The organism is Aureimonas phyllosphaerae (assembly GCF_900113065.1).
GTDB lineage: Bacteria > Pseudomonadota > Alphaproteobacteria > Rhizobiales > Rhizobiaceae > Aureimonas > Aureimonas phyllosphaerae.
On sequence record NZ_FOOA01000016.1, the window covers coordinates 67,537 to 89,489 of the forward strand.

A 21,953-nucleotide genomic window follows, 5' to 3' on the forward strand; every position below is an offset into this window, starting at 1 on the left:
GGGCCGGCCCTTCGAGCCGGCGCGCCCTTGCAGCATTGGATCCCCGCCTTGAGCGAGCTTGCACCCCACCCGGCCTCCGTCCCCCCGCGCCTCGCCTACCGCACGGTCACCATGGCGGCGATCGTCCTCGGGATGCTGCTTCTCGTCGTCATCTTCGCCTTTGCGGCCTCGGCTTTCTTCCTGATCTTCGCGGGGCTCCTGATCGCTGCGATCTTCTGCGGCCTCGCGCGGCTCCTGCAGCGGCTCGGGCTGCCGCGCATGGTGGCGCTCGGCCTCGTCTATCTCCTGACCTTCGCCCTCATCATCGCCCCCGTCGCCTGGGGCGGAGTGACGATCGTGCAGCAGTTCAACGATCTCCTGGCCGGCGTGCGCGATCAGGCCGACCAGCTGATGAGCCAGCTGAGCGCGCTCGGCCTGCCGGTCGAGAAGGAGATCACGTCCGGCGACCTCCAGTCGCTCCTGCCCGACCCGTCCGGTGTCGTGTCCTCGGCCGGCCGGGCGCTGTTCGGGGCACTGGGGGGCCTCGGCAACTTCTTCATCGTCCTGTTCCTGGCGATCTTCGTGTCGTGGCAGCCGAGCCTCTACCGAAACGGGCTGGTTTCGCTGTTCCCGAAGGAAAAGCGCGCGCGCATCGGCGAGGTGCTCGACCGCAGCGCCCACTCGCTCCTGATGTGGGTGGCGGGCGACGCCGTCTCGATGGCGCTGATCTTCTCGGTGTCCTGGGCGGGCCTCTGGGCGATCGGGGTCAACAACGCCTTCCTCCTAGCATTGCAGGCCGGGCTCCTCGCCTTCATCCCGACGCTTGGCGCCTTCGTCGCCGGCGTCATCATCGTGCTGGCGGCGCTGGCGCAGGGTGTCGACATGGCGCTCTGGGCGCTTGGCCTCTACGTCGTCCTGCAGGGCATCGAGAGCAACATCGCCCAGCCGATCGCCCAGCGTTACACGACCGCGCTGCCGCCCGCGCTCACCATGTCGGCGCAGGTGATCTTCGGCCTCCTGTTCGGCCTTCTCGGTTTCGTGCTCGCCGTGCCCGTGGTCGCCGTCCTGATGACGCTGGTGCAGGAACTCTACGTCCGCGACGTTCTCGGCGGTCCGGTGGAGGCGGAGGACGGGCGCTGAGGGCGGCTTTTCTGGCGCACGGCAGTTTTCTCGGCGCGCGACCCGTTCTAGGTTCACCTCCGCGCCGTCGGGAGCGGCGCCGGCACGAAGAGGTGCCGAGAGGAGGGAGACCTTTGACATGACCACCATCGCCGTGAAGGACGCCTGGAAGGCGGGCACGCAGATCACCGAGGCCGACTACGAGGCCTGGTACGCGCGCAGCGTCTCCGACCCGGACGGCTTCTGGCGCGAGCACGGGGCACGGCTCGACTGGATCAAGCCCTACACGATGGTCAAGAACACCTCGTTCGAGCCCGGTGCCGTCTCGATCCGGTGGTTCGAGGACGGCACGCTCAACCTCTCCGCCAACTGCCTCGACCGGCACCTCGAGACGCGCGGCGACCAGACGGCGATCATCTGGGAGGGCGACGATCCCAAAGACGCCCGCCACATCACCTATCGCGAGCTCCACGCCGACGTCTGCCGCATGGCCAACGTCCTCAAGGGCATGGGCGTCGAAAAGGGCGACCGCGTCTCGATCTACCTGCCGATGATCCCGGAAGCGGCCGTGACGATGCTCGCCTGCGCCCGGCTCGGCGCGATCCATTCCGTGGTCTTCGGCGGCTTCTCGCCCGATGCGCTCGGCGGACGCATGGAAGACTCCTCCTCCAAGGTGCTGGTCACCGCCGACGAGGGCCTTCGTGCGGGCCGCAAGGTGCCATTGAAGGCCAATGCCGACAAGGCGCTCGGCATCGCCGCCAAGGCCGGCCACACGGTCGAGAAGGTTCTGGTGGTGCGCCGCACCGGGGCAGAGGTCGCGATGGAGGGCGGCCGCGACCTCTGGTGGCACGAGGAGCGCGACAAGGTTTCGGCCGACTGCCCGCCCGCCGAGATGAGCGCCGAGGACCCGCTGTTCATCCTCTACACGTCGGGCTCCACCGGCAAGCCGAAGGGCGTCCTGCACACGACCGGCGGCTATCTCGTCTGGGCCTCGATGACGCACCAGTACGTCTTCGACTACCGGCCGGGCGAGGTATTCTGGTGCACCGCCGACGTCGGCTGGGTGACCGGCCATAGCTACACGGTCTATGGCCCGCTCGCCAACGGCGCGACGACGCTGATGTTCGAGGGCGTGCCGAACTACCCCGATGCCGGCCGCATGTGGCAGGTCGTCGACAAGCACCAGGTGAACATCTTCTACACCGCGCCGACCGCCATCCGCGCGCTGATGGGGGCAGGCGACGAGTTCGTCACCAGGTCCTCGCGCCGGTCGATCCGGCTCCTCGGCTCGGTCGGCGAGCCGATCAATCCGGAAGCCTGGAACTGGTACTACACGGTGGTCGGCGAGGAACGCTGCGCGATCGTCGACACCTGGTGGCAGACCGAGACCGGCGGCATCCTGATCTCGCCGCTGCCGGGCGCTGTGGCGCTGAAGCCCGGCTCCGCGACCAAGCCCTTTTTCGGCGTCCGGCCCGAACTCGTCGATGCCGAGGGCAAGGTGCTGGAGGGCGCGGCCGACGGAAACCTGTGCATCGCCGACAGTTGGCCCGGCCAGATGCGCACGGTCTACGGTGACCACGAGCGCTTCGAGCAGACGTATTTCTCGACCTATCCCGGCAAGTACTTCACCGGCGACGGCGCCCGGCGCGACGCCGACGGCTACTGGTGGATCACGGGCCGCGTCGACGACGTCATCAACGTGTCGGGCCACCGCATGGGCACGGCCGAGGTGGAATCGGCGCTGGTCTCGCACCCCAAGGTCTCGGAAGCTGCCGTCGTCGGCTACCCGCACGACGTGAAGGGGCAGGGCATCTACTGCTATGTTACCCTGATGGAGGGTGTGACGCCGTCGGACGAGCTGAAGAAGGAGCTCGTCGCCCACGTCCGCAACGAGATCGGCCCGATCGCCTCGCCCGACAAGATCCAGTGGGCGCCGGGCCTGCCGAAGACGCGCTCAGGGAAAATCATGCGCCGCATCCTGCGCAAGATCGCCGAGGACGAGTTCGGAGCCCTCGGCGACACCTCGACGCTGGCCGATCCCGGCGTCGTCGACGACCTGATCGAGAACCGCGAGAACCGCAAGGGCTGACGGCCTTGAGGGACCGGGGCGCCGCCCGAATGCGAAGGGCGCCCCGGTTCAAGGGTCCGGCCGGCGGGCGGTTTCCCCGGTCACGCCGATGCTGACGAAGAACTGGCCGAGCAGCACGCGGTCGAAATGGCCGTCCCATTCCCACATCCGGCGGTAGGCGGTCTTGGCCGACCAGGCCTCCTTGTAGGGACGGACCGAGGTGACGGCGTCGTAGACGTCGCAGATCGCGGCGATGCGCACCGCCTGGGACAGCTGGTCGCCCTGCAGCCCATCGGGATAGCCGCGACCGTCGATCCGCTCGTGGTGATGGAGGCAGACGTCCCGCACCATGTCCGACACGTCCTGGCTCTGCAGGATCCGGAACCCTTCCTGCGGGTGTGTCCGCACGATCTCGATCTCCTCCTCGCTGAGCGAGCCGGGCTTGCCGAGAATCTCGCTCGGCAGCGTTACCTTGCCGATGTCGTGGAGGAGGCCGGCGAGCCCCAGCTGCTGCACCATGTCCTCGTCGAGGTGCAGGAAGCGCCCGAAATGCGTCATCAAGGCGCAGACCGCGACGGAATGAAGAAAGCTGTACTCGTCCTTGGACTTCAGGCGCGTGATGCCGAGAAGCGCACGGGGGCGATGGCGCATCGCGACCGCGACCTCCTCCACCACGGCTCTCGCCTGGCCGGGATCGATCGAGGCCCCGTCGCGGATCGCGGCGAAGATCTGGCGCATCGCCGAATGGGTCCGGCGCAGCGTCTCCTTGGCCTTCACCACCTCGGGGTCCGGGGCCGTCGAGGCGGCGGCCGCAACCTTCGGGGGCGCAAGAGGTGCGACCGGGCCCTGCGTCGGGCCGACGCCCTTGTCGAGATCGATCACGACGGCCGAGATGCGGCTGTCGCGAATGCGGGCCACCGCCGCGTCGTCGTCGATGCGATGGCTGCGGAACCAGATCGGCACGTCGATCCAGGCGCCCTCGACATGGTCGACGAACATGCCGATCCTTGCCTGACGCCGGTCGATCCGCAACAGCATCCGAAAGTCCCCCTGCCCGAAGGGTACATTGACCGGGGAAGGTTTAAAGGGTGGTTTGCGATTTTCTTGCGGCTCGACCGATCGTCGCTTGAAAGATTCGGCGACGGGCGCCCCTTGCGCGTTCCCCCGACCGATCCCATACTCTGATCATGTTCAACGAAGCGAAAGGAGGTGATCCGATGTCGAGTGGTTTTCCTATGCCGGCCGGGTCCATGGATACGACGATGGTGAAGGGGCAGCCTTCTTCTCGCATCTGACGATCTGATGCGCCCTGCCTCAGGGTCCGCATCGGACCTGCCGGCGTGGCTTTGATCACGGAAAGGCCGCTCTCCCCGGAGAGCGGCCTTTTTCATGCGCCGTCCGACCCGCCGCCCGCGCATGGCAGGCCTGCATCGGAGACGGTTTCCACCGCCATCACGGGGACTTGACCAAGACACCCCCGAGGCGCATATCCCCATCGAGCCGCGAGGCTCATCCCAGTCATCAGCCGATCCCGAGAGGATCATGTCCAGCAACGATCTCAGTCGATCGACCGAGCCGCTTTCGCGGTCGCGCCGGAGCTGATCCGTCGGCTCACCGGGCGACGTCCGCGACAAGCGGCCGGTCGTCCCAAAGGTGAGCCCATGAACGCGGCAATCCGTTACGTCGCCGGCCGTCTGCGCCGGACCACCGCCACCCGTGATCCCCACGAGGTGTTCGCCGAAGGCATGACCTTCGGGGAGCGCTTGGCCGACCGCGTCGCTGCCGTCGGCGGCTCATGGAGCTTCATCATCGGCTTCGCGGTGTTCCTCGTCGCCTGGGCGGTGCTCAACACCGTGATCCTGGCGGCCAGCGCCTTCGATCCGTTTCCCTTCATCTTCCTGAACCTGATGCTCTCGATGCTGGCGGCGCTCCAGGCGCCGATCATCATGATGAGCCAGAACCGGCAGGCGGCGAAGGACCGTCTCGAGGCACGGCTCGACTACGAGACCAACATCCGCGCCGAGGCGCAGATCCTGGCTCTCTCGGACGAGCTGTCCGCCATGCGCGAGGACATGCGCCTCCTGATGGCGGCCGTCGGGGCGACGGGCGAGGAGCCCGCAGCGAAGGCCCGCTATCAGGCGTAGAGGTCGGCCCGCGTCGGGGGCAGGCCCGACGGACCCTTGTCGCGTTTCGAGACGAGGGTCTGGTTGATCATCACCGTGCCGCGCTCGAAGGCGAGGGCGCAGCCGGCGAGATACAGGAGCCAGAGGCGGGTGACGGGTGCGCCCGCTTCCGTGGCCGCGGCCTCGAAGTTCGCCTCCAGCCGCTCCGCCCAGATCCGGCACGTGCGCCCGTAGTGCTCGCGCCAGTTCTCGACGTCGTGCACCTCGAAGCGGTGCGCCTCGAGCTTCTGCAGCGAGTGGCCGATATAGTCGAGCTCGCCGCCCGGGAAGATGAATCGGGTGATGGCGCGATACTCGCGCGAGCCCTTGTGGAAGGTCTCCAGGTCCCGCTTGGCGGGCCGGGCGATCGTGTGGTGCAGGTAGAGCCCGCGCGGGCGCAGGAGCTTGCGCACGGCGCCGAAATAGGCGTCGTGGTTCCGGAAGCCGACATGCTCGAACATGCCGATCGAGGCGATCTTGTCGAACGTGCCGGTCAGCTCTTGGTAGGGCTTCAGCTCGATCGTGATCCGGTCCTCCAGCCCCGCCTCGCGCACGCGGCGCGTGGCCAGATCGAACTGGGCCTTGGACAGGGTGACGCCGTGCCCCGTCACGCCATGGCGCGAGGCGGCGTGGATCAGGAGCGCCCCCCAGCCGCAGCCGATGTCGAGGAAGCGCTCGCCGGGCTGGAGCCGCAGCTTGCGGCAGATCATCTCCAGCTTGTCTTCCTGCGCCTTGTCGATGTCGTCGTGCCAGCCGTCGAAATAGGCGCAGGAATAGACCATGCGCCGGTCGAGGAAGAGCTCGTAGAAGCGGTTCGAGACGTCGTAGTGGTACTGGATCGCCTGCTTGGTGGAGCCGCTGGCGCCGGCATCCGCGCCGGCTTCCGCGGTCGCGGCCGGGCCGGACTTGCGCAGCCGCCAGAGCGAGGGAAGGAGCGTGACGAGCCGGCGCTTGTCGAGCTTCTTCCAGGCGCCCTTCGCCTTGGCTCTCGCGCCGCGTTGTCCGGCAAGATCCAGGAACGAGCCGCCGACCACGTCGATCGTCCCGTCCATCCAGAAGCCGAGCAGCGTCTCGACGCGCGGGCTGAAGGCGAGGCGCGCGACCGCGTCGGCTCGGCGCACGAGAAGCGCCGGCCCGTCCGGCGCGCCGATCCGCTCGCCGGTCCACAGGACGACGGGAAAGCCGGGATCGAGCGTGCGCACGAGGTCGCCGATCGCGGCGGCGACGCGCGCCTCGTCGGCGGAGGGGGCAGGGGAGGGGGTCATGCGCACCGGCGTCTGCGTTTCACGTGAAACCCTTCTAGACCGCCGGCCGTCGCCCTGCCACCCGCCATCGCCGGTTTCAGGACGAGGGCGCCGCCTTCATCAGGACGATGCCCGACAGGATCAGCGCGGCGGCCAGAAGGCGCATCGGATGGGCGCTATCGCCGAACCAGACGAGACCGACGAGAAACGCGCCGAGCGCGCCGATGCCGGTCCACACGGCATAGGCCGTGCCGAGCGGCAGGGTGCGCATGGCGGCGGCGAGAAGCCCGAAGCTGCCGAGCATCAACACGATGGTGAGGACGGTCGGCACGAGCTTGGTGAAGCCGGCGGACTGCTTCATTGCCGACGCCCAGCCGATTTCGAGAAGGCCGGCGACGACCAGATAGACCCAGGGCATGATGTGTCCCGCGTTGTGCGAACCGGGTCGTCCCGAAAGGAAGGGCGCTCGATGCGCCGGGGCGCGGTCGTCCGCTGCCCCGGTCCTGCAGATGGGACCGGGGCCGCCGGGTTCAAGGCATGCGAGACCCGTCAGCCGCGCCCGGCGCCCGCGCCCTCGCGCCGCGCGCCGACCGTCGCGCACCAGTCGCGGCGGCGTCCGCCGTCATAGGCATCGACGAGGCCTTCGCGCAGCAACCGGGCGCCGAGGTCGCTCTCGCCCGAGGTCGCGACGTCGGCGAGCACGCGTCCGAAATACTTGTCGCCCGAGACCCGCGTCAGCCAGACCGGCCCCTTGCCGACGAGGGCGGCGAGGCGGTCGCGCGCGTCGCGGGCCGCCGCCGTCTCGGCCGCGCAGGCGCCCTTCAGCTCCGGCGCGTCGACGCCGCGCAGGCGCACGGCGACCTGCACCGTCTGCATCGGCCAGATCAGCGCCTCGACCTCGATCGTGTCGCCGTCGCGCACCTTCACCACATGCGCGAGCACCGGGCCGCCGACCTCGCGCGGAAGCTCCTGCGCAAGGCTCGGCGAGATGCCCGACAGGGCGAGAAGCAGGGGGAGGGCGAGTCTCATCGATCCAGTCTGGCACGGCTAGGGTTAAATTCCCATAACCGGCCTGCTTCTCGAATGTTCCCGGCACGGTTCGACGTCCGCGCAGGACCTCTATCCTACGACATTCAAAAGTCGGAGATGATGCCGTTCTTTTCCCAGTCGCCGAAGCGCGTCGGCTCGGCGCCGCCGCGCCCGTTCACTTCCTCCGGCCGCCGCGCCTTCTCCTCGGCGGCGCGGCGCGCCTCGGCCTCTTCCAGCGCGCGGCGGGCGGCGGGGGGCAGGTCTTCGCGGCGCCTCGGCGAAGGCTCGGGCGCCGGGGACGGAGCTGGTGTGTCGGACATGGTCGGGCTCACGGCAACGGGATCGGATGGAGACCGGGTGCCCGCCTCGCCGGCGTTGACCGCAAAGGGGCGGGTCCCCAGTTTCTGTCGCAACAGATCGGCGCCCGCGGCCCGCTTGGCAAGTGCGGCCGTCCGTCCCGAGCATCGGAGGCCCGCGACCCATGAACCACGTGAAGACCGCCATGCTGATCGCCGGGATGACGGCCCTCTTCATGGGGGTCGGGTTCCTCATCGGGGGCGGGCGCGGCATGGCCGTCGCCTTCGCCATCGCGGCGGCGATGAACCTCTTCTCCTACTGGAACGCCGACAAGATGGTGCTGCGCATGCACCACGCGCGGGAGGTGGATGGGGCGAGCGCCCCCGAATACCATCGCATCGTCGCCGAGCTCGCCGCGCGCGCCGGCCTGCCGATGCCGCGCGTCTATGTCATCGAGAACGACCAGCCGAACGCCTTTGCCACCGGCCGCAATCCGCAGAACGCCGCCGTCGCGGCCACGACCGGCCTCCTGCAGCGCCTGACGCCCGAGGAGGTCGCCGGGGTGATGGCGCACGAACTCGCCCACGTCCAGAACCGCGACACCTTGACGATGACAGTCACGGCGACGCTGGCCGGCGCGATCTCGATGCTCGGCAACTTCGCCTTCTTTCTCGGTGGCAGCCGCGACAGCAACAACCCGCTCGGCGGAATCGGCGTGCTGCTTGCGATGATCGTCGCGCCGTTTGCCGCGATGATCGTCCAGATGGCGATCTCGCGCACCCGCGAATATTCGGCCGACCGTCGCGGCGCCGAAATCTGTGGCAACCCGATGTGGCTCGCCTCCGCGCTCGCCAAGATCGCCAATGCCGCCGGCCGCACGGTGAACATCGACGCCGAGCGCAATCCGGCGACGGCCCACATGTTCATCATCAACCCTTTGAACGGCCAGCGCATGGACGGGCTGTTCTCGACCCATCCCGACACGCAGAACCGCATCGACGCGCTGGCCGCGATGGCGGGCGAGATGGGCGCGAGCGCCGTGACGGCGTCGCCCCGCGCCGCGGCGGCACCGGCCGCCACGGCGGCCCGCCCCGGTCCCTGGAGCCGTGCCGGCCGCGCGGCGAAGCCCCGCAAGGGGCCGTGGGGCTGACGGGCGGGTGCTAGCTCTCGCGCTGCGGCTCGAGAAGCGGCGGCGTCGAGTGGGCGCCCATCATCCGGGCGGCACCGAGCGCATCCAGTCCCTCGGGCGTGCGCCGCGCCGGGTCGGCGCCGTGGGCGAGAAGCAGCGCCACCATCTCGGCGCGATCGAACATCGCCGCCATCATCAGCGCCGTGCGCCCGTCGGGCCCCGCCGCATCGACGCGCGCGCCCCCGTCCAGAAGCGCACGCGCCGCCTCGGTCTCGCCCTTGAAGGCGGTGCCGGCGAGCGGCGTCTGGCCGCGGTCGTTCGCCCGGTCGGGATCGGCGCCGTGGGAGAGAAGCAGCCGCACGGCCTCGGCCTGCCCGTGGTAGCTCGCCAGCATCACGAGCGTGTCGCCCCGGTCGTTGGCAAGGTTGGCGGGCAGGCCGCCGGCGAGAAGCGGCTCGAGCGTTCCCGTGTTTCCGTCGCGCGCCGCCTGGAACACGCGTGCGGCAAAGGCGAGCGTCGCATCGTCGGGCGGGGCGTCGGTCATCGCAAGGGCTCCGTCTGGAATCACCCCTCCTGTGCCGCGTGAGGGGCACGCGCGCAACCCGGCGCGCGGCGGGCTTGCCCCGGCGGCCTGGCCAGCCCATAGCATCGGCGATGACAAAGCCGCCCAGCCTCAAGCGCCCGTTCAAGACCGCCAAGCCTGCCCAAGCGGGAAAGCCTCCCCGGCCGGCAAGGCCCCAGCCGCCGGAGCGCCCGGGCCTGCCCAGCCGACGCGTCGCCGCGCGCCTCCTCGCGGCGGTGGTCGACACGCGCACCTCGCTCGACGGGCTGACCGATCGCGGCCACGGGCATCCCGAGTTCCGCGCGCTGGAGCCGCGTGACCAGGCGCTGGTGAAGGCGATCCTCACCGTGGCGCTGCGCCGTCGCGGCACGATCGAGGCGGTGATCGCGGCCTGCATCGAAAAGCCGCTGCCGGGCGGCGCCGCCTCGCTCCGCCACATCCTGCATGTCGGCGCGGCGCAGATCCTCTTCCTCGACGTGCCGGACGCGGCGGCCGTTGATCTCGCCGTCAGCCAGGCCGATGCCGACCCGCGCTCGCAGCGCTTCGCCAAGCTGGTGAACGCCGTGCTGCGCCGCATCGCGCGCGAGCGCGACGCGCTTCTGGCCGCCGTCGACGATCCCCGGCTCGACACGCCGGCCTGGCTGTTCCAGCGCTGGGCCGCCGCCTATGGCGAGGCGGAGGCGGAACGGATCGCGGCGATCCACCGCGTGCCGGCGCCGCTCGATTTCACCGCCCGGCGCGACCCCGCGGTGGTCGCCGCCGAGATCGGCGGCGAGGTGCTGCCGACCGGCACCGTGCGCCTGTCCGGCGGCGAAGGGCTCGTCGGCGACCTGCCGGGCTTTGCGACCGGCGACTGGTGGGTGCAGGACGCGGCAGCCGCGCTGCCGGCGCGCCTCTTCGGCGACCTTGCCGGGGCCCGCGCGGCGGATCTGTGCGCCGCACCGGGCGGCAAGACGGCGCAACTGGCGGCGGCCGGCGCCCGCGTCACCGCGCTCGACATCTCGGCCTCGCGCCTGCGCCGCCTGAAGGAGAACTTCGCCCGCCTCGACCTCGAGGCCGAGACGCAGGTCGGCGACCTCGCCGCCTTCCGGCCGGACGAGCCCTTCGACGCCGTGCTCCTCGACGCGCCGTGCTCGTCCACCGGTACGATCCGTCGCCACCCCGACGTCGCCTGGACGAAGACCGCCGAAGAGGTGGAGAAGCTTGCCGGCGTCCAGGCCCGCATGCTGCGCCAGGCGGTCGGCCTCGTCGCACCGGGCGGGCTCCTCGTCTTCTCGAACTGCTCGCTCGATCCGGTCGAGGGCGAGGACGTCGCCCGCGCCTTCCTCGCCGAGCACAAGGAGTTCGAGCTGGAGCCGGTGCGGCCGGACGAGGTGCCCGGCCTCGAAGCCGCCGTCACCGGCGAGGGCTTCCTGCGCACGACGCCCGCCATGCTCATGCGCGAGACGCCGGACGCCTCCGGGCTCGACGGGTTCTTCGCCGCAAGGTTGCGCCGCCGGTCGTGATCCGTTGACGAACAAGGCCTTGCCCGCAAGGTCCGCATCAGCCTGCCGCCTTCCGGTTGCAGCGCTTTAAGCTTCCGTTAACCCTGTTGGCCGAAATTGGCCCCGGAACATCCCGCGCCCCGACCGGGTCGCGGATCAACGGGGGCGTCTTTGGGCGGGGGAATGCGGATGACGACGGGCTTCGTCGACGAGCCTCGCCTGGCCGGCCTGATGGCACGCGAAATCGGGCGCCGCGCCCTGTCGCGTCTCGGCGCCCTGTTCCGCCATCCCCTGCCGTTCGCCGGCGGCGCACCGCTGCCCGCGGCCATGCTTCACGACCTTCGCCGCGGCGACCCGTCGATCGCTCGCGGCTTCTATGTCGGCCATGTCTGGCTGGCCGGTCAGCTCGTCGAACTCAACGGCCGCTCGCCCTTCGCGCTGAAGGACGAGGCGCGACCCTGGCGTGCCGAGCTGCACGGCTTCGGCTGGCTGCGCCATTTCGCCCGCGCCGGCGACGCCCTGTCCTGCGAGCACGCCCGCTCGCTGGTCGGCGACTGGCTGCGTCTCGGCCGCCGCCAGCGCACCGCGCTCGCCTACGAGCACGAGATCGCGGCCGGCCGGGTGCTCGCCTGGATCGCCCATGCGCCGACCATCCTGTCGGGCGCCGACGCCGCCTTCGCCGAACGCTTCGCACGGGGCCTTGCCGCCGAGACGCGGCACCTGCGCCGCATGGCGGGCTCGGCGCCCGCCGGCATGGCGCGGCTGCGCGTGCGCATTGCGCTGGTCGCTGCCGGGCTCGTCCAGCCGGGCGCCGCCAACGCCGTGCGTCAGGCGGCGAGGGTACTCGGCGAGGAACTCGACGCGCAGGTCCATGCCGATGGCGGCCACGTGTCGCGAAACCCCGCCGCGGTCTCGCAGATCCTCGCCGAACTCGTGCCGCTGCGCGCGCTGTTCGACGAGCGCGGCGTGCCGGCCCCGCGCGCCGTCTTCGGCGCGGTCGACCGCATGCTGCCGGCGCTGCGCTTCTTCCGCCACGGCGACGGCTCGCTCGCCCTCTTCAACGGGGCGGGCGCGCCGGACCACCACCTCTCCGCCGCCCTTCTCGCGCACGACGAGACGCTCGGCGAGCCGATCAGCCAGATGCGCCAGTCCGGCTACCATCGCCTCGCCGCCGGCCGCACCGTGATGCTCGCCGACACCGGCGTGCCGCCCGCCCCCGACGTCTCGCACGACGCCCATGCCGGCACGCTTGCGCTCGAGTTCTCCTCCGGCGGTCGCCGCTTCGTCGTCAACTGCGGTGCGCCGGTGCGCATCGAGGGCGGCTGGCGCCGCCTGTCGCGCACCACAGCCGCCCATTCGACGCTCACCCTCAACGACCAGTCCTCCTCGCGCTTCTCGCGCTCGGAAGCCGTCGACCGCTTCCTCGGCGGCCCGCTCCTGCCGGGCCCGACCCGCGTGCCGGTGAACCGCGAGGAATCGCACGAGGGCCAGGTCCTCACCGCCGCCCACGACGGCTACCGCCAGCCCTTCGGCTTCGTCCACGAGCGCCAGCTCTTCCTGTCGCGGGACGGGCGGCGCATCGAGGGGATCGACCGCCTCTTCCAGGCCGCCGGCCGCCCCCACCGCATGGCCTGCGACGAGCCGATGGGGACGCTCCGCTTCCACCTCCATCCCGACGTCGAGGTCGAAACGGCCGGCGAGGGGCTCCGCCTCGTCCACGGCGAGGAGGTCTGGTGGTTCTTCTCCGACGGCGCGCCGCAGCTGGAAGAATCGATCTTCTTCGCCGATGCCGCAGGTCCCCGCCGCACGCGGCAGATCGTCCTGCCGCTCGACTGCCTCGACCGCACCGACCTCAACTGGCGCTTCGAACGGCAGGCCTGAAGCGACGCGGGGGGCATGTCGCCCTATCTCCTCCGGCAACCACCCGGAGAAACGCTCATGCACCGCCTCTGTCTCGGCCTCGGCTTTGTCCTCCTCCTGTCCGGCTGCGGGGGGATGAACCGCGCGGTCGGGGTGCTGCCCAATACGCTGGACGGCCTCGGCGGCCGCACCCCGCCGGCCGCGGCGCCCGAGACGCCGAGCGCGGGAAGCCCGGTCCGCCCGGCCCAGCCGGGCGACGCGGCGCTCGCCGTCAGGCCCTGACCGCGTGGCCGCTCGCGATGTGTTGAGGCGGCTTCTGAAATCCCCGTCTCGCCAAGCGCTCCCGAGCGGACTAGCTTTCACCGGATCGTATGCACGGGAGTTCGGCTCCTGGCCGCCCGCTCCCGCCGGTCCGACCGGCTCGACACGATCCGACCGGCTCATCCTCGGCCAGAGGAGAACGGATCCATGAGAGCTCTGCCGCTCGACGCCTCGCGGCTGACCGGCCATCGCCTGCCCGTCATCCGCCGCATCACCACCGCCGACCTGACCCTCAGCCTCGCCCGCGGTCTCGACGATTTCCGCCGCCGCCCGACGCATCTCGTGTTCCTGGCAGCGATCTACCCGCTCGCCGGCATCGCGATCGCGCTGGCGGCGACCAACGCCAACGCCTTTCCGATCCTGTTTCCGCTGGTGGCCGGTTTCGCGCTGGTCGGACCCGTCGCCGCGCTCGGCTTCTACGAGATGAGCCGGCGCGAGGAGCGGGGCGAGCATCCGACGTGGCGCGAGGCCTTTGCCGTCCTCCGGAGCCCCGCGCGCGTCGCCATCGCGCGCGTCGCGCTGACGCTCTTCGCCCTCTTCGCGCTCTGGCTTCTCAGCGCAGAGGGCCTCTTCGCGCGTCTGGCGCCGGACATCGAGGCCACGAGCTACCCGGCGTTTCTCGAAGCGCTGATGGCGACGCCCGCCGGCTGGACCCTTCTCCTCGTCGGCCATCTCGTCGGCTTCCTGTTCGCGGCGGTCGCCTTCTGCGTCGGCGCCCTGTCGCTGCCCCTGATCCTCGACCGGGGCTATGGCGCGGGCGAGGCGATGGCGGCCTCGGTCGCCGCCGTGCGGGCCAATCCGCTGACCATGACGGTCTGGGCGGCGATCGTCGCGGGGCTCGTGATTCTCGGCTCCCTGCCGCTCCTCGTCGGTCTCGCGGTGGTGCTGCCGGTGCTCGGCCACGCGACCTGGCATCTCTATCGCCGCGTCATGGCCTGACGTTCCGGCCCACGGGGCGGTTGTGTGGCGCGCGCGCCCGTCCTATGGGGGCGGCACGAACGGCGCGCCTTCGGTCGGAGGCGGCGCCCCATGCCGCCTTCGAAAAGGATGCTCCCCATGGCCGTCGCCGCCAACCGCACCCCCGCCCCCGACCGCCACAAGGTCGCCCGCGCCCTCCTGTCGGTGTTCGACAAGGCCGGCATGGTGGATCTGGCGCGCGGGCTCGTCGAGCTCGGCGTGGAACTCGTCTCGACCGGCGGTTCGCGCGCGGCGCTGGAAGCCGCGAACCTGCCGGTGCGCGACGTCTCGGAGCTGACCGGCTTTCCCGAGATCATGGACGGCCGCGTCAAGACGCTGCATCCGAACGTCCACGGCGGGCTTCTCGGCATCCGCGCCGACCCGGCGCATGCCGGCGCGATGGAGACGCACGGCATCCACGGCATCGACCTTCTCGTCGTCAACCTCTACCCGTTCGCCGAGACCGTGGCGTCGGGCGCCGACCGTGCCTCGATCATCGAGAACATCGACATCGGCGGTCCCGCGATGATCCGCGCCGGCGCCAAGAACCACGCCTACGTTTCGGTCCTCACCGACCCGGCCGACTACACGGCGTTCCTCGAGGAGCTTCGCGAGAACGGCGGGGCGGTCGGCCTCGAGCGTCGCCGAAGCCTCGCCGCCAAGGCCTTCGGCATGACGGCGGCCTATGACGCGGCGGTCTCCACCTGGTTCGCGGGCGAGACCGGCGATGCGGCCCCGGCGCGGCGCGCCTTCGCCGGCACGCTCGCCTCGTCGCTCCGCTACGGCGAGAACCCGCACCAGTCGGCCGCCTTCTATCTCGACGGCTCGCAGCGTCCCGGCGTCGCCACTGCGCGGCAGGTGCAGGGCAAGGAGCTGTCCTACAACAACATCAACGACACCGACGCCGCGTTCGAGCTCGTCGCCGAGTTCGACGCCGCCCGCACGGCGGCCGTCGCGATCATCAAGCACGCCAACCCCTGCGGCGTCGCGGAAGGCGCCTCGATCCTCGACGCCTACGAGCGCGCGCTCGCCTGCGACCCGGTGTCGGCCTTCGGCGGCATCGTGGCGCTGAACCGGCGGCTCGACGCGACGTCGGCCGCCGAGATCGTCAAGGTCTTCACCGAGGTCATCATCGCGCCCGACGCCGACGAGGAGGCGATTGCGCTGGTGGCGGCCAAGAAGAACCTGCGCCTGCTGCTCACCGGCGGCCTGCCCGACCCGCGCGCGGCGGGGCTCCTGGTGAAGTCGGTGGCGGGTGGTCTCCTCGTCCAGTCGCGCGATTCCGGCACGGTGGACGCGCTCGACCTCAAGGTGGTGACGAAGCGCGCGCCGAGCGAGGTCGAGATGGCCGACCTGCGCTTTGCCTTCCGCGTCGCCAAGCACGTGAAGTCCAATGCCATCGTCTACGCCCGGAATCTTGCGACCGTCGGCATCGGCGCCGGCCAGATGAGCCGCGTCGATTCGGCCCGCATCGCCGCCCGCAAGGCCGAGGACGCCGCGAGAGGCGCCGGCGGCCCGGTGCTAACACAGGGCTCGGTGGTCGCCTCCGACGCCTTCTTCCCCTTCGCCGACGGCCTCCTGTCGGCGGTCGCCGCCGGCGCGCGCGCGGTGATTCAGCCGGGCGGCTCGATGCGCGACGCCGAGGTGATCCAGGCGGCCGACGACAACGACATCGCCATGGTCTTCACTGGCATGCGCCACTTCCGGCACTAAGACGCGCCCGGCGTCAGGCGGCTGCGTCCGGCAGGACGTAGCCGACCGTCGCCTGCGCGACGAGCCGGCGGTCGTCGCCCTGCCACAGGCGGACGTCGACCGTCGCGGTGCGGCGGCCGAGCTTCAGGAGGTTGGCGTCCGCAAAGACCGGCTCGGGCCGGCAGGGGCGCAGGAAGGCGATCGACAGGGTGCTGGTGAGCGCCATCGCCTCCGGCCCGTGATGGGCGGCGATCACAGCGTAGGCGGCGACATCGGCGAGCGCCATCAGCGTCGGGCCTGACACGATCGCGCCCGGCCGCAGCATCGCAGGCTGCGGGTCGAGGCGCATCCGCAGGCGTCCCGGCCGAAGCTCGACCAGCGTGCCGAGCGCGGGCCGCGCGTCGGGCGGAAAGGCGGCGTCGAGGAAATCGGAGACCTGCCCGAGCGTCAGGCGGGGCACGAGAGGGGCGGCGGGGGCGAGCGGGTCCATCCCTCCGGCTTAGCAAGCCGCCCGTCCGCCCGCCACCGGCACCTTTTGGCAGGACCGCGGAGCGGGAGCGATCGCCGCCGGTCGGCGTTGTTCGAAGCGAACAGGAGCCCTCCGATGACCCATCGCATGACGACCGTCCTTTGCGCCGCGCTGCTTTGGAGCGCTGCGCCCGCCGGCGCCCAGACCACCAGCCCGGCGACGCCCACGCCGAGCGTTCCCGATACGGAGGCGCAAGCGATCCCGCCCTCGACCGATCCCTGCGCGGCCCAGCCCCATGGCGCCGACGGCCAGACGCTGAGCGGCCAGCTCGCCGACTGCGGCGGGGTCCTGACGCCGCCGCCCACCGGCACGTCTGGCATCGAGGCACCGGTGCCGGACCCCGACCCGGGCACGACGCCGGTGATTCCGCCGAGCGTGGTGCCCGATCAGCCGAACGGAACGGGAAGCGCCAATCCGACCTGAGCGTCGGATCGATTCCCCGCCGGCCGCACCCGGCCGGACGGGCCACGCAATCCCGTTCTCGAATTACCCCTCCGGCGACCCTGTGTTCGCCGGAGGGCTCAAGGTTTCGGCTCGTCAGATTCCGACATCCTGCAGGAGGCCGGCGGCGAGCGTCAGGCGCGAGACCGAGGTCTCGCCGGTGCCGGCCAGCCGCTGCAGCTGCTCGGCCGCCGCGCGCAGCGTGTCGCCCTCCGCCGCCGCCCAGTCCGCGACCGGGTCCTCGCCCTTTCCCTCGTTCAGCGCGAGGATCGTCAGCCGCTTGCGCTCGCGGGCGATCTGGCTGCCGGCGCGCTCCAGCGCCAGCGTCTCGTAGTAGTCCGTCGGACGGAGCGTCACGAGCGCTTCCTCGAGCTGGCCGATGTGGAGCGCCTGCGTCAGCGCGAAGGTCGCGCGCATCGCCTCGCCGAAGGATCGGCCGGTTTCACGTGAAACACGCTCGACATCCGGCACCAGCGCCAGAAGCGGCAGGCGGGCGATGCGGGTCGCCAGTTCCTCCGGCACCCCGGCCGAGACCCAGTCCGACTGCCGGGTGGTGAAATCGGCGCGGGCATGCTCGCTCGCCATCTCGACGAGGGCCGGTCCGAACTCCGCCGACAGGCGCCGGAGCGCGGCGACTGTCTCGCCGAGATCGAACGCGCCGGAGCGCACGAGACCGACGACGCCGACCTGGAGGAAGAACGACACAGCGGCGTAGAGATCGTTCTGCACTGTGCCCGGCAACCGGGCGTCCAGCGCGTCGATCTCGCGCAGGAGGTCGGCGATCGCGAACCCGTCGTGGATGGCGACATAGGCGCTGACGAGATTGGAGCCCGAGCGCCCCGTCGCGTCGCGCAGGACCGTCGCGAAGGACACGCCGAGATGATTGACGAAGGCGTTGGCGAGCCCCGTCGCGACGATCTCCCGGCGCAGGCGATGGGCCGAGATGTCGGCCTCGAACTTCTCGCGCAGCGCCTGCGGGAAATAGGCCATGAGGCGACCGGCGAGGTAGGGATCGTCCGGCAACGGGCCGGAGACCAGCGCGTTGAAGAGATCGATCTTGGCATAGGCGAGGAGGACGGCGAACTCCGGTCGCGACAGGCTCTGGCCCCTCGCGCGAAGGTCGGCGATGGCGCCGGGAGAGGGCAGGGTCTCGACCTGCCGGTCGAGCGCCCCGGTTTCCTCCAGCGCCGTCATCAGCCGCGCCTGCAAGGCGAGGCGCGAGACGCCCGCCCGCTCCTCCAGCGAGATCGCGAGCGTCTGCGCGTAGTTGTTGGCGAGAACCAGCCGCGCCACCTCGTCGGTCATCGAGCCGAGCAGTCGGTCGCGCTCCTCGCGCGAGAGGCGCCCTTCGGCGAGCGGCTGGCGCAGCGCGATCTTGAAGTTGACCTCGACGTCCGACGTGTTGACGCCGGCCGAGTTGTCGATCGCGTCGGTGTTGAGCCGCACGCCGGCGCGCGCCGCCTCGATGCGGCCTCCTTGAGTCAGCCCGAGATTGGCGCCCTCACCGATCACCTTGGCGCGCACCTCGCGGCCGGCGATGCGCACGGCGTCGTTGGCGCGGTCGCCGACGTCGAGGTTGGTCTCGGCGGCGGCGCGGATATAGGTGCCGATGCCGCCGAACCAGAGAAGGTCGACCGGGCTCTTCAGGATCGCCGTGATGATCTCGGCGGGCGTGCCCGAGGGCTTGTCGAGGCCGATCGCGGCGGCGGCCTCGGGCGACAGGCGGATCAGCTTGTCGCGCCGCGAGAAGACGCCGCCCCCGGCGGAGATCGCCGAGCGGTCGAAGTCGGCCCAGGACGAGCGGGGCAGGGCGAAAAGGCGCTGGCGCTCCTCGAACGAGCGCTCCTCGTCCGGATTCGGGTCGATGAAGATGTCACGGTGGTCGAAGGCCGCGACCAGCCGGATCTTGCGCGACAGGAGCATGCCGTTGCCGAAGACGTCGCCCGACATGTCGCCGCAGCCGGCCACCGTGAAGGGCTCGGACTGGATGTCCCACGCGCGGCCGTCGCGGCCCATCTCGCGGAAGTGGCGCTTCACCGCCTCCCAGGCGCCGCGCGCGGTGATGCCCATCGCCTTGTGGTCGTAGCCGGCCGAGCCGCCGGAGGCGAAGGCGTCGTCCAGCCAGAAGCCGCGCGCCCGCGCCACCGCGTTGGCCGTGTCGGAGAAGGTCGCCGTGCCCTTGTCGGCCGCCACCACGAAATAGGGATCGAGGTCGTCGTAGGCGATGACGCCGGTCGGCGTCACCGTCTCGCCCGAGGGCTCGATGTTGTCGGTGACCGACAGGAGCGAGGCGATGAAGACGACATAGGCGGCGCGCCCGCTCTCGAACCAGGCCTCGCGGTTGGCCGCGTCGGCAAGGCGCTTGGGGTAGAAGCCGCCCTTGGAGCCGACCGGCACGATCACGGCGTTCTTGACCTGCTGCGCCTTCACGAGGCCGAGGATCTCGGTGCGGTAGTCCTGCGAGCGGTCGGACCAGCGCAGGCCGCCGCGCGCCACCGGGCCGAAGCGCAGGTGGACACCCTCGACGCGCGCATCGAACACGAAGATCTCGCGGTAGGGTACGGGCGCGGGCATGCCCTCGATGCGGTGCGGATCGATCTTGAAGGCGAGCGCGGGCTTGACCGCGGTCGGCACGGAGTTGGGATCGGCCGACACGTCGGGCACGGCATAGAAGTTGGTGCGAAGGGTCGCCAGCACCGCGCCCATCAGCCGGCGCACCACGCGGTCCTCGTCGAGGCTGGTGATCGTGTCGAGCGCCTGACGAAGGGCGAGGAGAGGGGCCAGCGCGCCGCGCGCGGCGGCCTGAGCCGCCTCCGCGTCGCCCGCCAGATCCTCCGGCAGCGCGTCCGGCCGGTGCTCGCGCGCCGGATCGAAGGCGCCCGCGAACAGCTCGATCAGCGCGCGCGCGACGCCCGGCTGGCGCTCCAGCACCTGCGCCATGAATTCGGCCGTCGTCGCAAAGCCCGTCTGGCGCAGATACCGCGCATAGGCGCGCAGGACGTTCGCCTCGCGCCAGTCGAGCCCGGCCGAGAACACCAGCGCGTTGAAGGCGTCGTCCTCGATCCGCCCGTCGACCACGGCCTGCAGCGTCGCCTCCAGCGCCAAGCCCTTGTCGGCGAGCGCGGCGATGTTGCCCGAGCGCGGGATCAGCTCCATGTCGTGGAGCCAGACATGGCTGCCGTCGGCGCGCGCGATCTCGTGCGTCTGCTCGGCGAGCGGCGAGAAGCCCATGTTCTCCAGGATCGGCACCCGGCGCGACAGCGGCAAAGCCTCTCCGAGGTGGAAGATCTTGAGGCGCAGCGAGGCGTCCTCGTCGCCCTCGCGGCGGTAGAAGTCGATGCCGAGCGGGGCGCCGGGGCGAAGGTCGAGGATGCGCGCGGCGTCCTCCACCGCCTCCTGCGGATCGACCGCGTCGCGGTAGCCGCCGGGAAGGCCCGGGGCGAGCGCCGTCAGCTCGCCGATCCGCCCGGTGCGCGCGGCCGCCCGCTCGAAGGCGAGCGACCAGTCGCGGGCGATGGCGGCGATCTCCGCCTCGAGCTCGGCCTCGTCGGGCTCGGGCGTCGGGCCGCCCGCGCGCCCGATGATGAAGTGGATCGAGGCGAGCGCCCCTTCGGGAAAGTTCGGGTAGTAGGCCGAGATGTGGCCGTCGTAGCGCTCGGCGAGCAGCACGCCGATCTCGTCGCGCAGGCGCGCGTCGTAGCGCTCGCGCGGCACGAAGACGAGCACCGAGACGAAGCGGTCGAACCGGTCGATGCGCGGCAGGACGCGGATGCGCGGCCGCTCGCCGAGTTCCGTGACGATTCCGACGAAGCGCTCCAGGAGATCGACGTCGATCTGGAACATCTCGTCGCGCGAGTAGGTCTCCAGCGCGACGGCCAGCGCCTTGCCGGAATGGGAGTTCGGCGAGAAGCCGAGGCGCTCCGTGACCGTGGCGGCCTTGGCGCGCAGGTAGGGGATCGCGGCGAGCGTCTGGGTGTAGGCCGAGGAGGCGAAGAGGCCGACGACGCGCAGCTCGCCGGTCAGCCGGCCGTCCGCATCGCGCAGCTTGATGCCGACATAGTCCATGTAGGCGCGCCGGTGCACGCGCGAGCGCGAGTTGGCCTTGGCCACGATCAGCGGCTCGGGATCTTCCAGGAAGGCGCGCAGCTCGGGGCTCGGCGCCTCGGCCGCGCCCTCGCGGCGCAGGACCCTGACGGCGGGATCGCGCAGGATGCCGAGGTCGCTGCCCTCGACGCGCCGCAGCGCCTCGCCCTCCGGGTGATAGGCGAACTCGCGAAGGCCGAGGAAGATGAAGTTGCCGTTGGCGAGCCAGTCGAGAAGCGCGGCGCCCTCGCGCTCGCTCGCCGCGCGCTCCGCATTCGCCTCGCGGCCGGCGCGCGCCTCGATGGTGCGGGCCGCCTCAATGACGCGCCGGCGCATGGAATCGAAATCGGCGTTCGCGACGGCGACCTCGCCGAGGATCGCCTCGAGATTGCGTGCCAGCGCCTCCTCGGCCGCCGGGTCCGGCATCGGCTCGATCACGACCTGGATCAGGCTGACGGGCTCGCCGCCGGATGTGCCCGGCCGGCGCTCGGCAAAGCCGAGCGGCACGCCGCCGGCGTCGCGCTCGACGAGAAGGATCGGATGCGAGATCTCGTGGATCGCCGGCGCCCGGTCGGCGATCTCGGCGATCACCGAATCGAACAGGAAGGGCATGTCGTCATGGGCGATGGTGATCGCGGTCACCGGCTCGCCGGCGCGCAGCTCGCCCCGAAGGCGGCGCACGGAGACGACGGTCTCGCCCGACCGGTGGCGCTCGAGGACGCCGGCGGCCTCGTCGGTCAGCTTGGCCAGCGCCTCGGGCGCGAAGGCCAGGAGGTCGTCCGCCGGCGGGCGGGCGAAGAGGAGGGGCGCCAGCCGCCGGCCCGGGCCCGTCTCGGGCAGGAGGGCCAGAGCCCCGGCGATGATCCGGTTCTTGGTCGGGTTCGGCTCGGTTGCCATGCGTGTCCCCTCGGGAAGTCGGTCGGCTCGGCCCCTGTCAGGCCGGAAGCGAATCATCTCATCGGCCCGTGACGGGACCATGAGGGCCGGGTCGGGGCAA

At 71.1% G+C, this 21,953-nt stretch carries 18 protein-coding genes; 10 read left to right on the forward strand and 8 right to left on the reverse strand.

Going from position 1 to position 21,953, the window contains the following annotated elements; all coding sequences use genetic code 11:
- Positions 1–48 precede the first annotated feature (48 nt).
- Entirely contained in the window at positions 49–1,119 is a 1,071-nt protein-coding gene (locus BM175_RS17010; protein WP_090965128.1) for an AI-2E family transporter, read from the forward strand.
- Positions 1,120–1,237: 118 nt separating this feature from the next.
- Entirely contained in the window at positions 1,238–3,187 is a 1,950-nt protein-coding gene (gene acs, locus BM175_RS17015; protein WP_090965130.1) for an acetate--CoA ligase, read from the forward strand.
- Between the two features lie 48 nt (positions 3,188–3,235).
- Here acs and BM175_RS17020 read toward each other — a convergent pair whose 3' ends face one another.
- Positions 3,236–4,204, reverse strand: a complete 969-nt coding sequence (locus BM175_RS17020) for an HD-GYP domain-containing protein (RefSeq protein WP_090965132.1) — start codon at positions 4,202–4,204, stop codon at positions 3,236–3,238.
- A 623-nt stretch (positions 4,205–4,827) separates the two neighbouring features.
- Between BM175_RS17020 and BM175_RS17025 the strand changes: the two genes are divergently transcribed.
- Positions 4,828–5,310 (forward strand): DUF1003 domain-containing protein, encoded by a 483-nt coding sequence (locus BM175_RS17025; RefSeq protein ID WP_090965134.1) that lies wholly within the window; start codon positions 4,828–4,830, stop codon positions 5,308–5,310.
- Here BM175_RS17025 and BM175_RS17030 read toward each other — a convergent pair.
- The 4 genes from BM175_RS17030 to BM175_RS17045 all read right to left on the reverse strand — a co-directional run bounded on the left by BM175_RS17030 (position 5,301) and on the right by BM175_RS17045 (position 7,921).
- Positions 5,301–6,593: an SAM-dependent methyltransferase gene (locus BM175_RS17030; protein WP_090965136.1), complete on the reverse strand. Its 1,293-nt coding sequence runs from the start codon at positions 6,591–6,593 to the stop codon at positions 5,301–5,303. The genes BM175_RS17025 and BM175_RS17030 overlap by 10 nt on opposite strands.
- A gap of 76 nt (positions 6,594–6,669) precedes the next feature.
- Positions 6,670–6,990: a DMT family transporter gene (locus BM175_RS17035; protein ID WP_055885910.1), complete on the reverse strand. Its 321-nt coding sequence runs from the start codon at positions 6,988–6,990 to the stop codon at positions 6,670–6,672.
- 131 nt (positions 6,991–7,121) lie between these two features.
- Positions 7,122–7,601, reverse strand: coding sequence for a thermonuclease family protein (locus BM175_RS17040; RefSeq protein WP_090965138.1), 480 nt, complete (start codon positions 7,599–7,601; stop codon positions 7,122–7,124).
- A 104-nt stretch (positions 7,602–7,705) separates the two neighbouring features.
- Positions 7,706–7,921 (reverse strand): DUF1674 domain-containing protein, encoded by a 216-nt coding sequence (locus BM175_RS17045; protein WP_090965140.1) that lies wholly within the window; start codon positions 7,919–7,921, stop codon positions 7,706–7,708.
- A gap of 161 nt (positions 7,922–8,082) precedes the next feature.
- Between BM175_RS17045 and htpX the strand changes: the two genes are divergently transcribed.
- Positions 8,083–9,048, forward strand: coding sequence for a zinc metalloprotease HtpX (htpX, locus tag BM175_RS17050; RefSeq protein WP_090965142.1), 966 nt, complete (start codon positions 8,083–8,085; stop codon positions 9,046–9,048).
- A gap of 10 nt (positions 9,049–9,058) precedes the next feature.
- Here the strand turns inward: htpX and BM175_RS17055 are convergent, their stop codons facing one another.
- The gene (locus tag BM175_RS17055) at positions 9,059–9,571 is read right to left on the reverse strand and encodes an ankyrin repeat domain-containing protein (RefSeq protein WP_090965143.1); all 513 of its coding nucleotides are present in this window, start codon (positions 9,569–9,571) and stop codon (positions 9,059–9,061) included.
- 110 nt (positions 9,572–9,681) lie between these two features.
- Between BM175_RS17055 and BM175_RS17060 the strand changes: the two genes are divergently transcribed.
- The 5 genes from BM175_RS17060 to purH all read left to right on the forward strand — a co-directional run bounded on the left by BM175_RS17060 (position 9,682) and on the right by purH (position 15,924).
- Positions 9,682–11,094: an RsmB/NOP family class I SAM-dependent RNA methyltransferase gene (locus tag BM175_RS17060; protein WP_090965145.1), complete on the forward strand. Its 1,413-nt coding sequence runs from the start codon at positions 9,682–9,684 to the stop codon at positions 11,092–11,094.
- 168 nt (positions 11,095–11,262) lie between these two features.
- A complete protein-coding gene (locus BM175_RS17065) occupies positions 11,263–12,954 on the forward strand; it encodes a heparinase II/III family protein (protein WP_175526888.1) in 1,692 nt (563 codons plus the stop codon).
- Between the two features lie 57 nt (positions 12,955–13,011).
- A complete protein-coding gene (locus BM175_RS17070; RefSeq protein WP_090965149.1) occupies positions 13,012–13,215 on the forward strand; it encodes a hypothetical protein in 204 nt (67 codons plus the stop codon).
- 186 nt (positions 13,216–13,401) lie between these two features.
- Entirely contained in the window at positions 13,402–14,193 is a 792-nt protein-coding gene (locus tag BM175_RS17075; RefSeq protein ID WP_090965151.1) for a DUF2189 domain-containing protein, read from the forward strand.
- A gap of 117 nt (positions 14,194–14,310) precedes the next feature.
- On the forward strand, positions 14,311–15,924 hold the full coding sequence (gene purH, locus BM175_RS17080; RefSeq protein ID WP_090965153.1) for a bifunctional phosphoribosylaminoimidazolecarboxamide formyltransferase/IMP cyclohydrolase: 1,614 nt from the start codon (positions 14,311–14,313) through the stop codon (positions 15,922–15,924).
- A gap of 13 nt (positions 15,925–15,937) precedes the next feature.
- Here the strand turns inward: purH and BM175_RS17085 are convergent, their stop codons facing one another.
- Positions 15,938–16,393: a PaaI family thioesterase gene (locus BM175_RS17085; protein ID WP_090965155.1), complete on the reverse strand. Its 456-nt coding sequence runs from the start codon at positions 16,391–16,393 to the stop codon at positions 15,938–15,940.
- Positions 16,394–16,507: 114 nt separating this feature from the next.
- Between BM175_RS17085 and BM175_RS17090 the strand changes: the two genes are divergently transcribed.
- On the forward strand, positions 16,508–16,855 hold the full coding sequence (locus tag BM175_RS17090; RefSeq protein WP_244546053.1) for a hypothetical protein: 348 nt from the start codon (positions 16,508–16,510) through the stop codon (positions 16,853–16,855).
- A gap of 114 nt (positions 16,856–16,969) precedes the next feature.
- Here BM175_RS17090 and BM175_RS17095 read toward each other — a convergent pair whose 3' ends face one another.
- Positions 16,970–21,853 (reverse strand): NAD-glutamate dehydrogenase, encoded by a 4,884-nt coding sequence (locus BM175_RS17095; protein ID WP_090965157.1) that lies wholly within the window; start codon positions 21,851–21,853, stop codon positions 16,970–16,972.
- Positions 21,854–21,953 lie beyond the last annotated feature (100 nt).

What these genes read in the sequence shown, in the direction of transcription:
- acs (WP_090965130.1), top strand. Translation starts at nt 1,238, where the DNA reads ATGACCACCATCGCCGTGAAGGACGCCTGGAAGGCGGGCACGCAGATC.
- BM175_RS17020 (WP_090965132.1), bottom strand. Translation starts at nt 4,204, where the DNA reads ATGCTGTTGCGGATCGACCGGCGTCAGGCAAGGATCGGCATGTTCGTC.
- BM175_RS17025 (WP_090965134.1), top strand. Translation starts at nt 4,828, where the DNA reads ATGAACGCGGCAATCCGTTACGTCGCCGGCCGTCTGCGCCGGACCACC.
- BM175_RS17030 (WP_090965136.1), bottom strand. Translation starts at nt 6,593, where the DNA reads ATGACCCCCTCCCCTGCCCCCTCCGCCGACGAGGCGCGCGTCGCCGCC.
- BM175_RS17035 (WP_055885910.1), bottom strand. Translation starts at nt 6,990, where the DNA reads ATGCCCTGGGTCTATCTGGTCGTCGCCGGCCTTCTCGAAATCGGCTGG.
- BM175_RS17040 (WP_090965138.1), bottom strand. Translation starts at nt 7,601, where the DNA reads ATGAGACTCGCCCTCCCCCTGCTTCTCGCCCTGTCGGGCATCTCGCCG.
- BM175_RS17045 (WP_090965140.1), bottom strand. Translation starts at nt 7,921, where the DNA reads ATGTCCGACACACCAGCTCCGTCCCCGGCGCCCGAGCCTTCGCCGAGG.
- htpX (WP_090965142.1), top strand. Translation starts at nt 8,083, where the DNA reads ATGAACCACGTGAAGACCGCCATGCTGATCGCCGGGATGACGGCCCTC.
- BM175_RS17055 (WP_090965143.1), bottom strand. Translation starts at nt 9,571, where the DNA reads ATGACCGACGCCCCGCCCGACGATGCGACGCTCGCCTTTGCCGCACGC.
- BM175_RS17060 (WP_090965145.1), top strand. Translation starts at nt 9,682, where the DNA reads ATGACAAAGCCGCCCAGCCTCAAGCGCCCGTTCAAGACCGCCAAGCCT.
- BM175_RS17065 (WP_175526888.1), top strand. Translation starts at nt 11,263, where the DNA reads ATGACGACGGGCTTCGTCGACGAGCCTCGCCTGGCCGGCCTGATGGCA.
- BM175_RS17070 (WP_090965149.1), top strand. Translation starts at nt 13,012, where the DNA reads ATGCACCGCCTCTGTCTCGGCCTCGGCTTTGTCCTCCTCCTGTCCGGC.
- BM175_RS17075 (WP_090965151.1), top strand. Translation starts at nt 13,402, where the DNA reads ATGAGAGCTCTGCCGCTCGACGCCTCGCGGCTGACCGGCCATCGCCTG.
- purH (WP_090965153.1), top strand. Translation starts at nt 14,311, where the DNA reads ATGGCCGTCGCCGCCAACCGCACCCCCGCCCCCGACCGCCACAAGGTC.
- BM175_RS17085 (WP_090965155.1), bottom strand. Translation starts at nt 16,393, where the DNA reads ATGGACCCGCTCGCCCCCGCCGCCCCTCTCGTGCCCCGCCTGACGCTC.
- BM175_RS17090 (WP_244546053.1), top strand. Translation starts at nt 16,508, where the DNA reads ATGACCCATCGCATGACGACCGTCCTTTGCGCCGCGCTGCTTTGGAGC.
- BM175_RS17095 (WP_090965157.1), bottom strand. Translation starts at nt 21,853, where the DNA reads ATGGCAACCGAGCCGAACCCGACCAAGAACCGGATCATCGCCGGGGCT.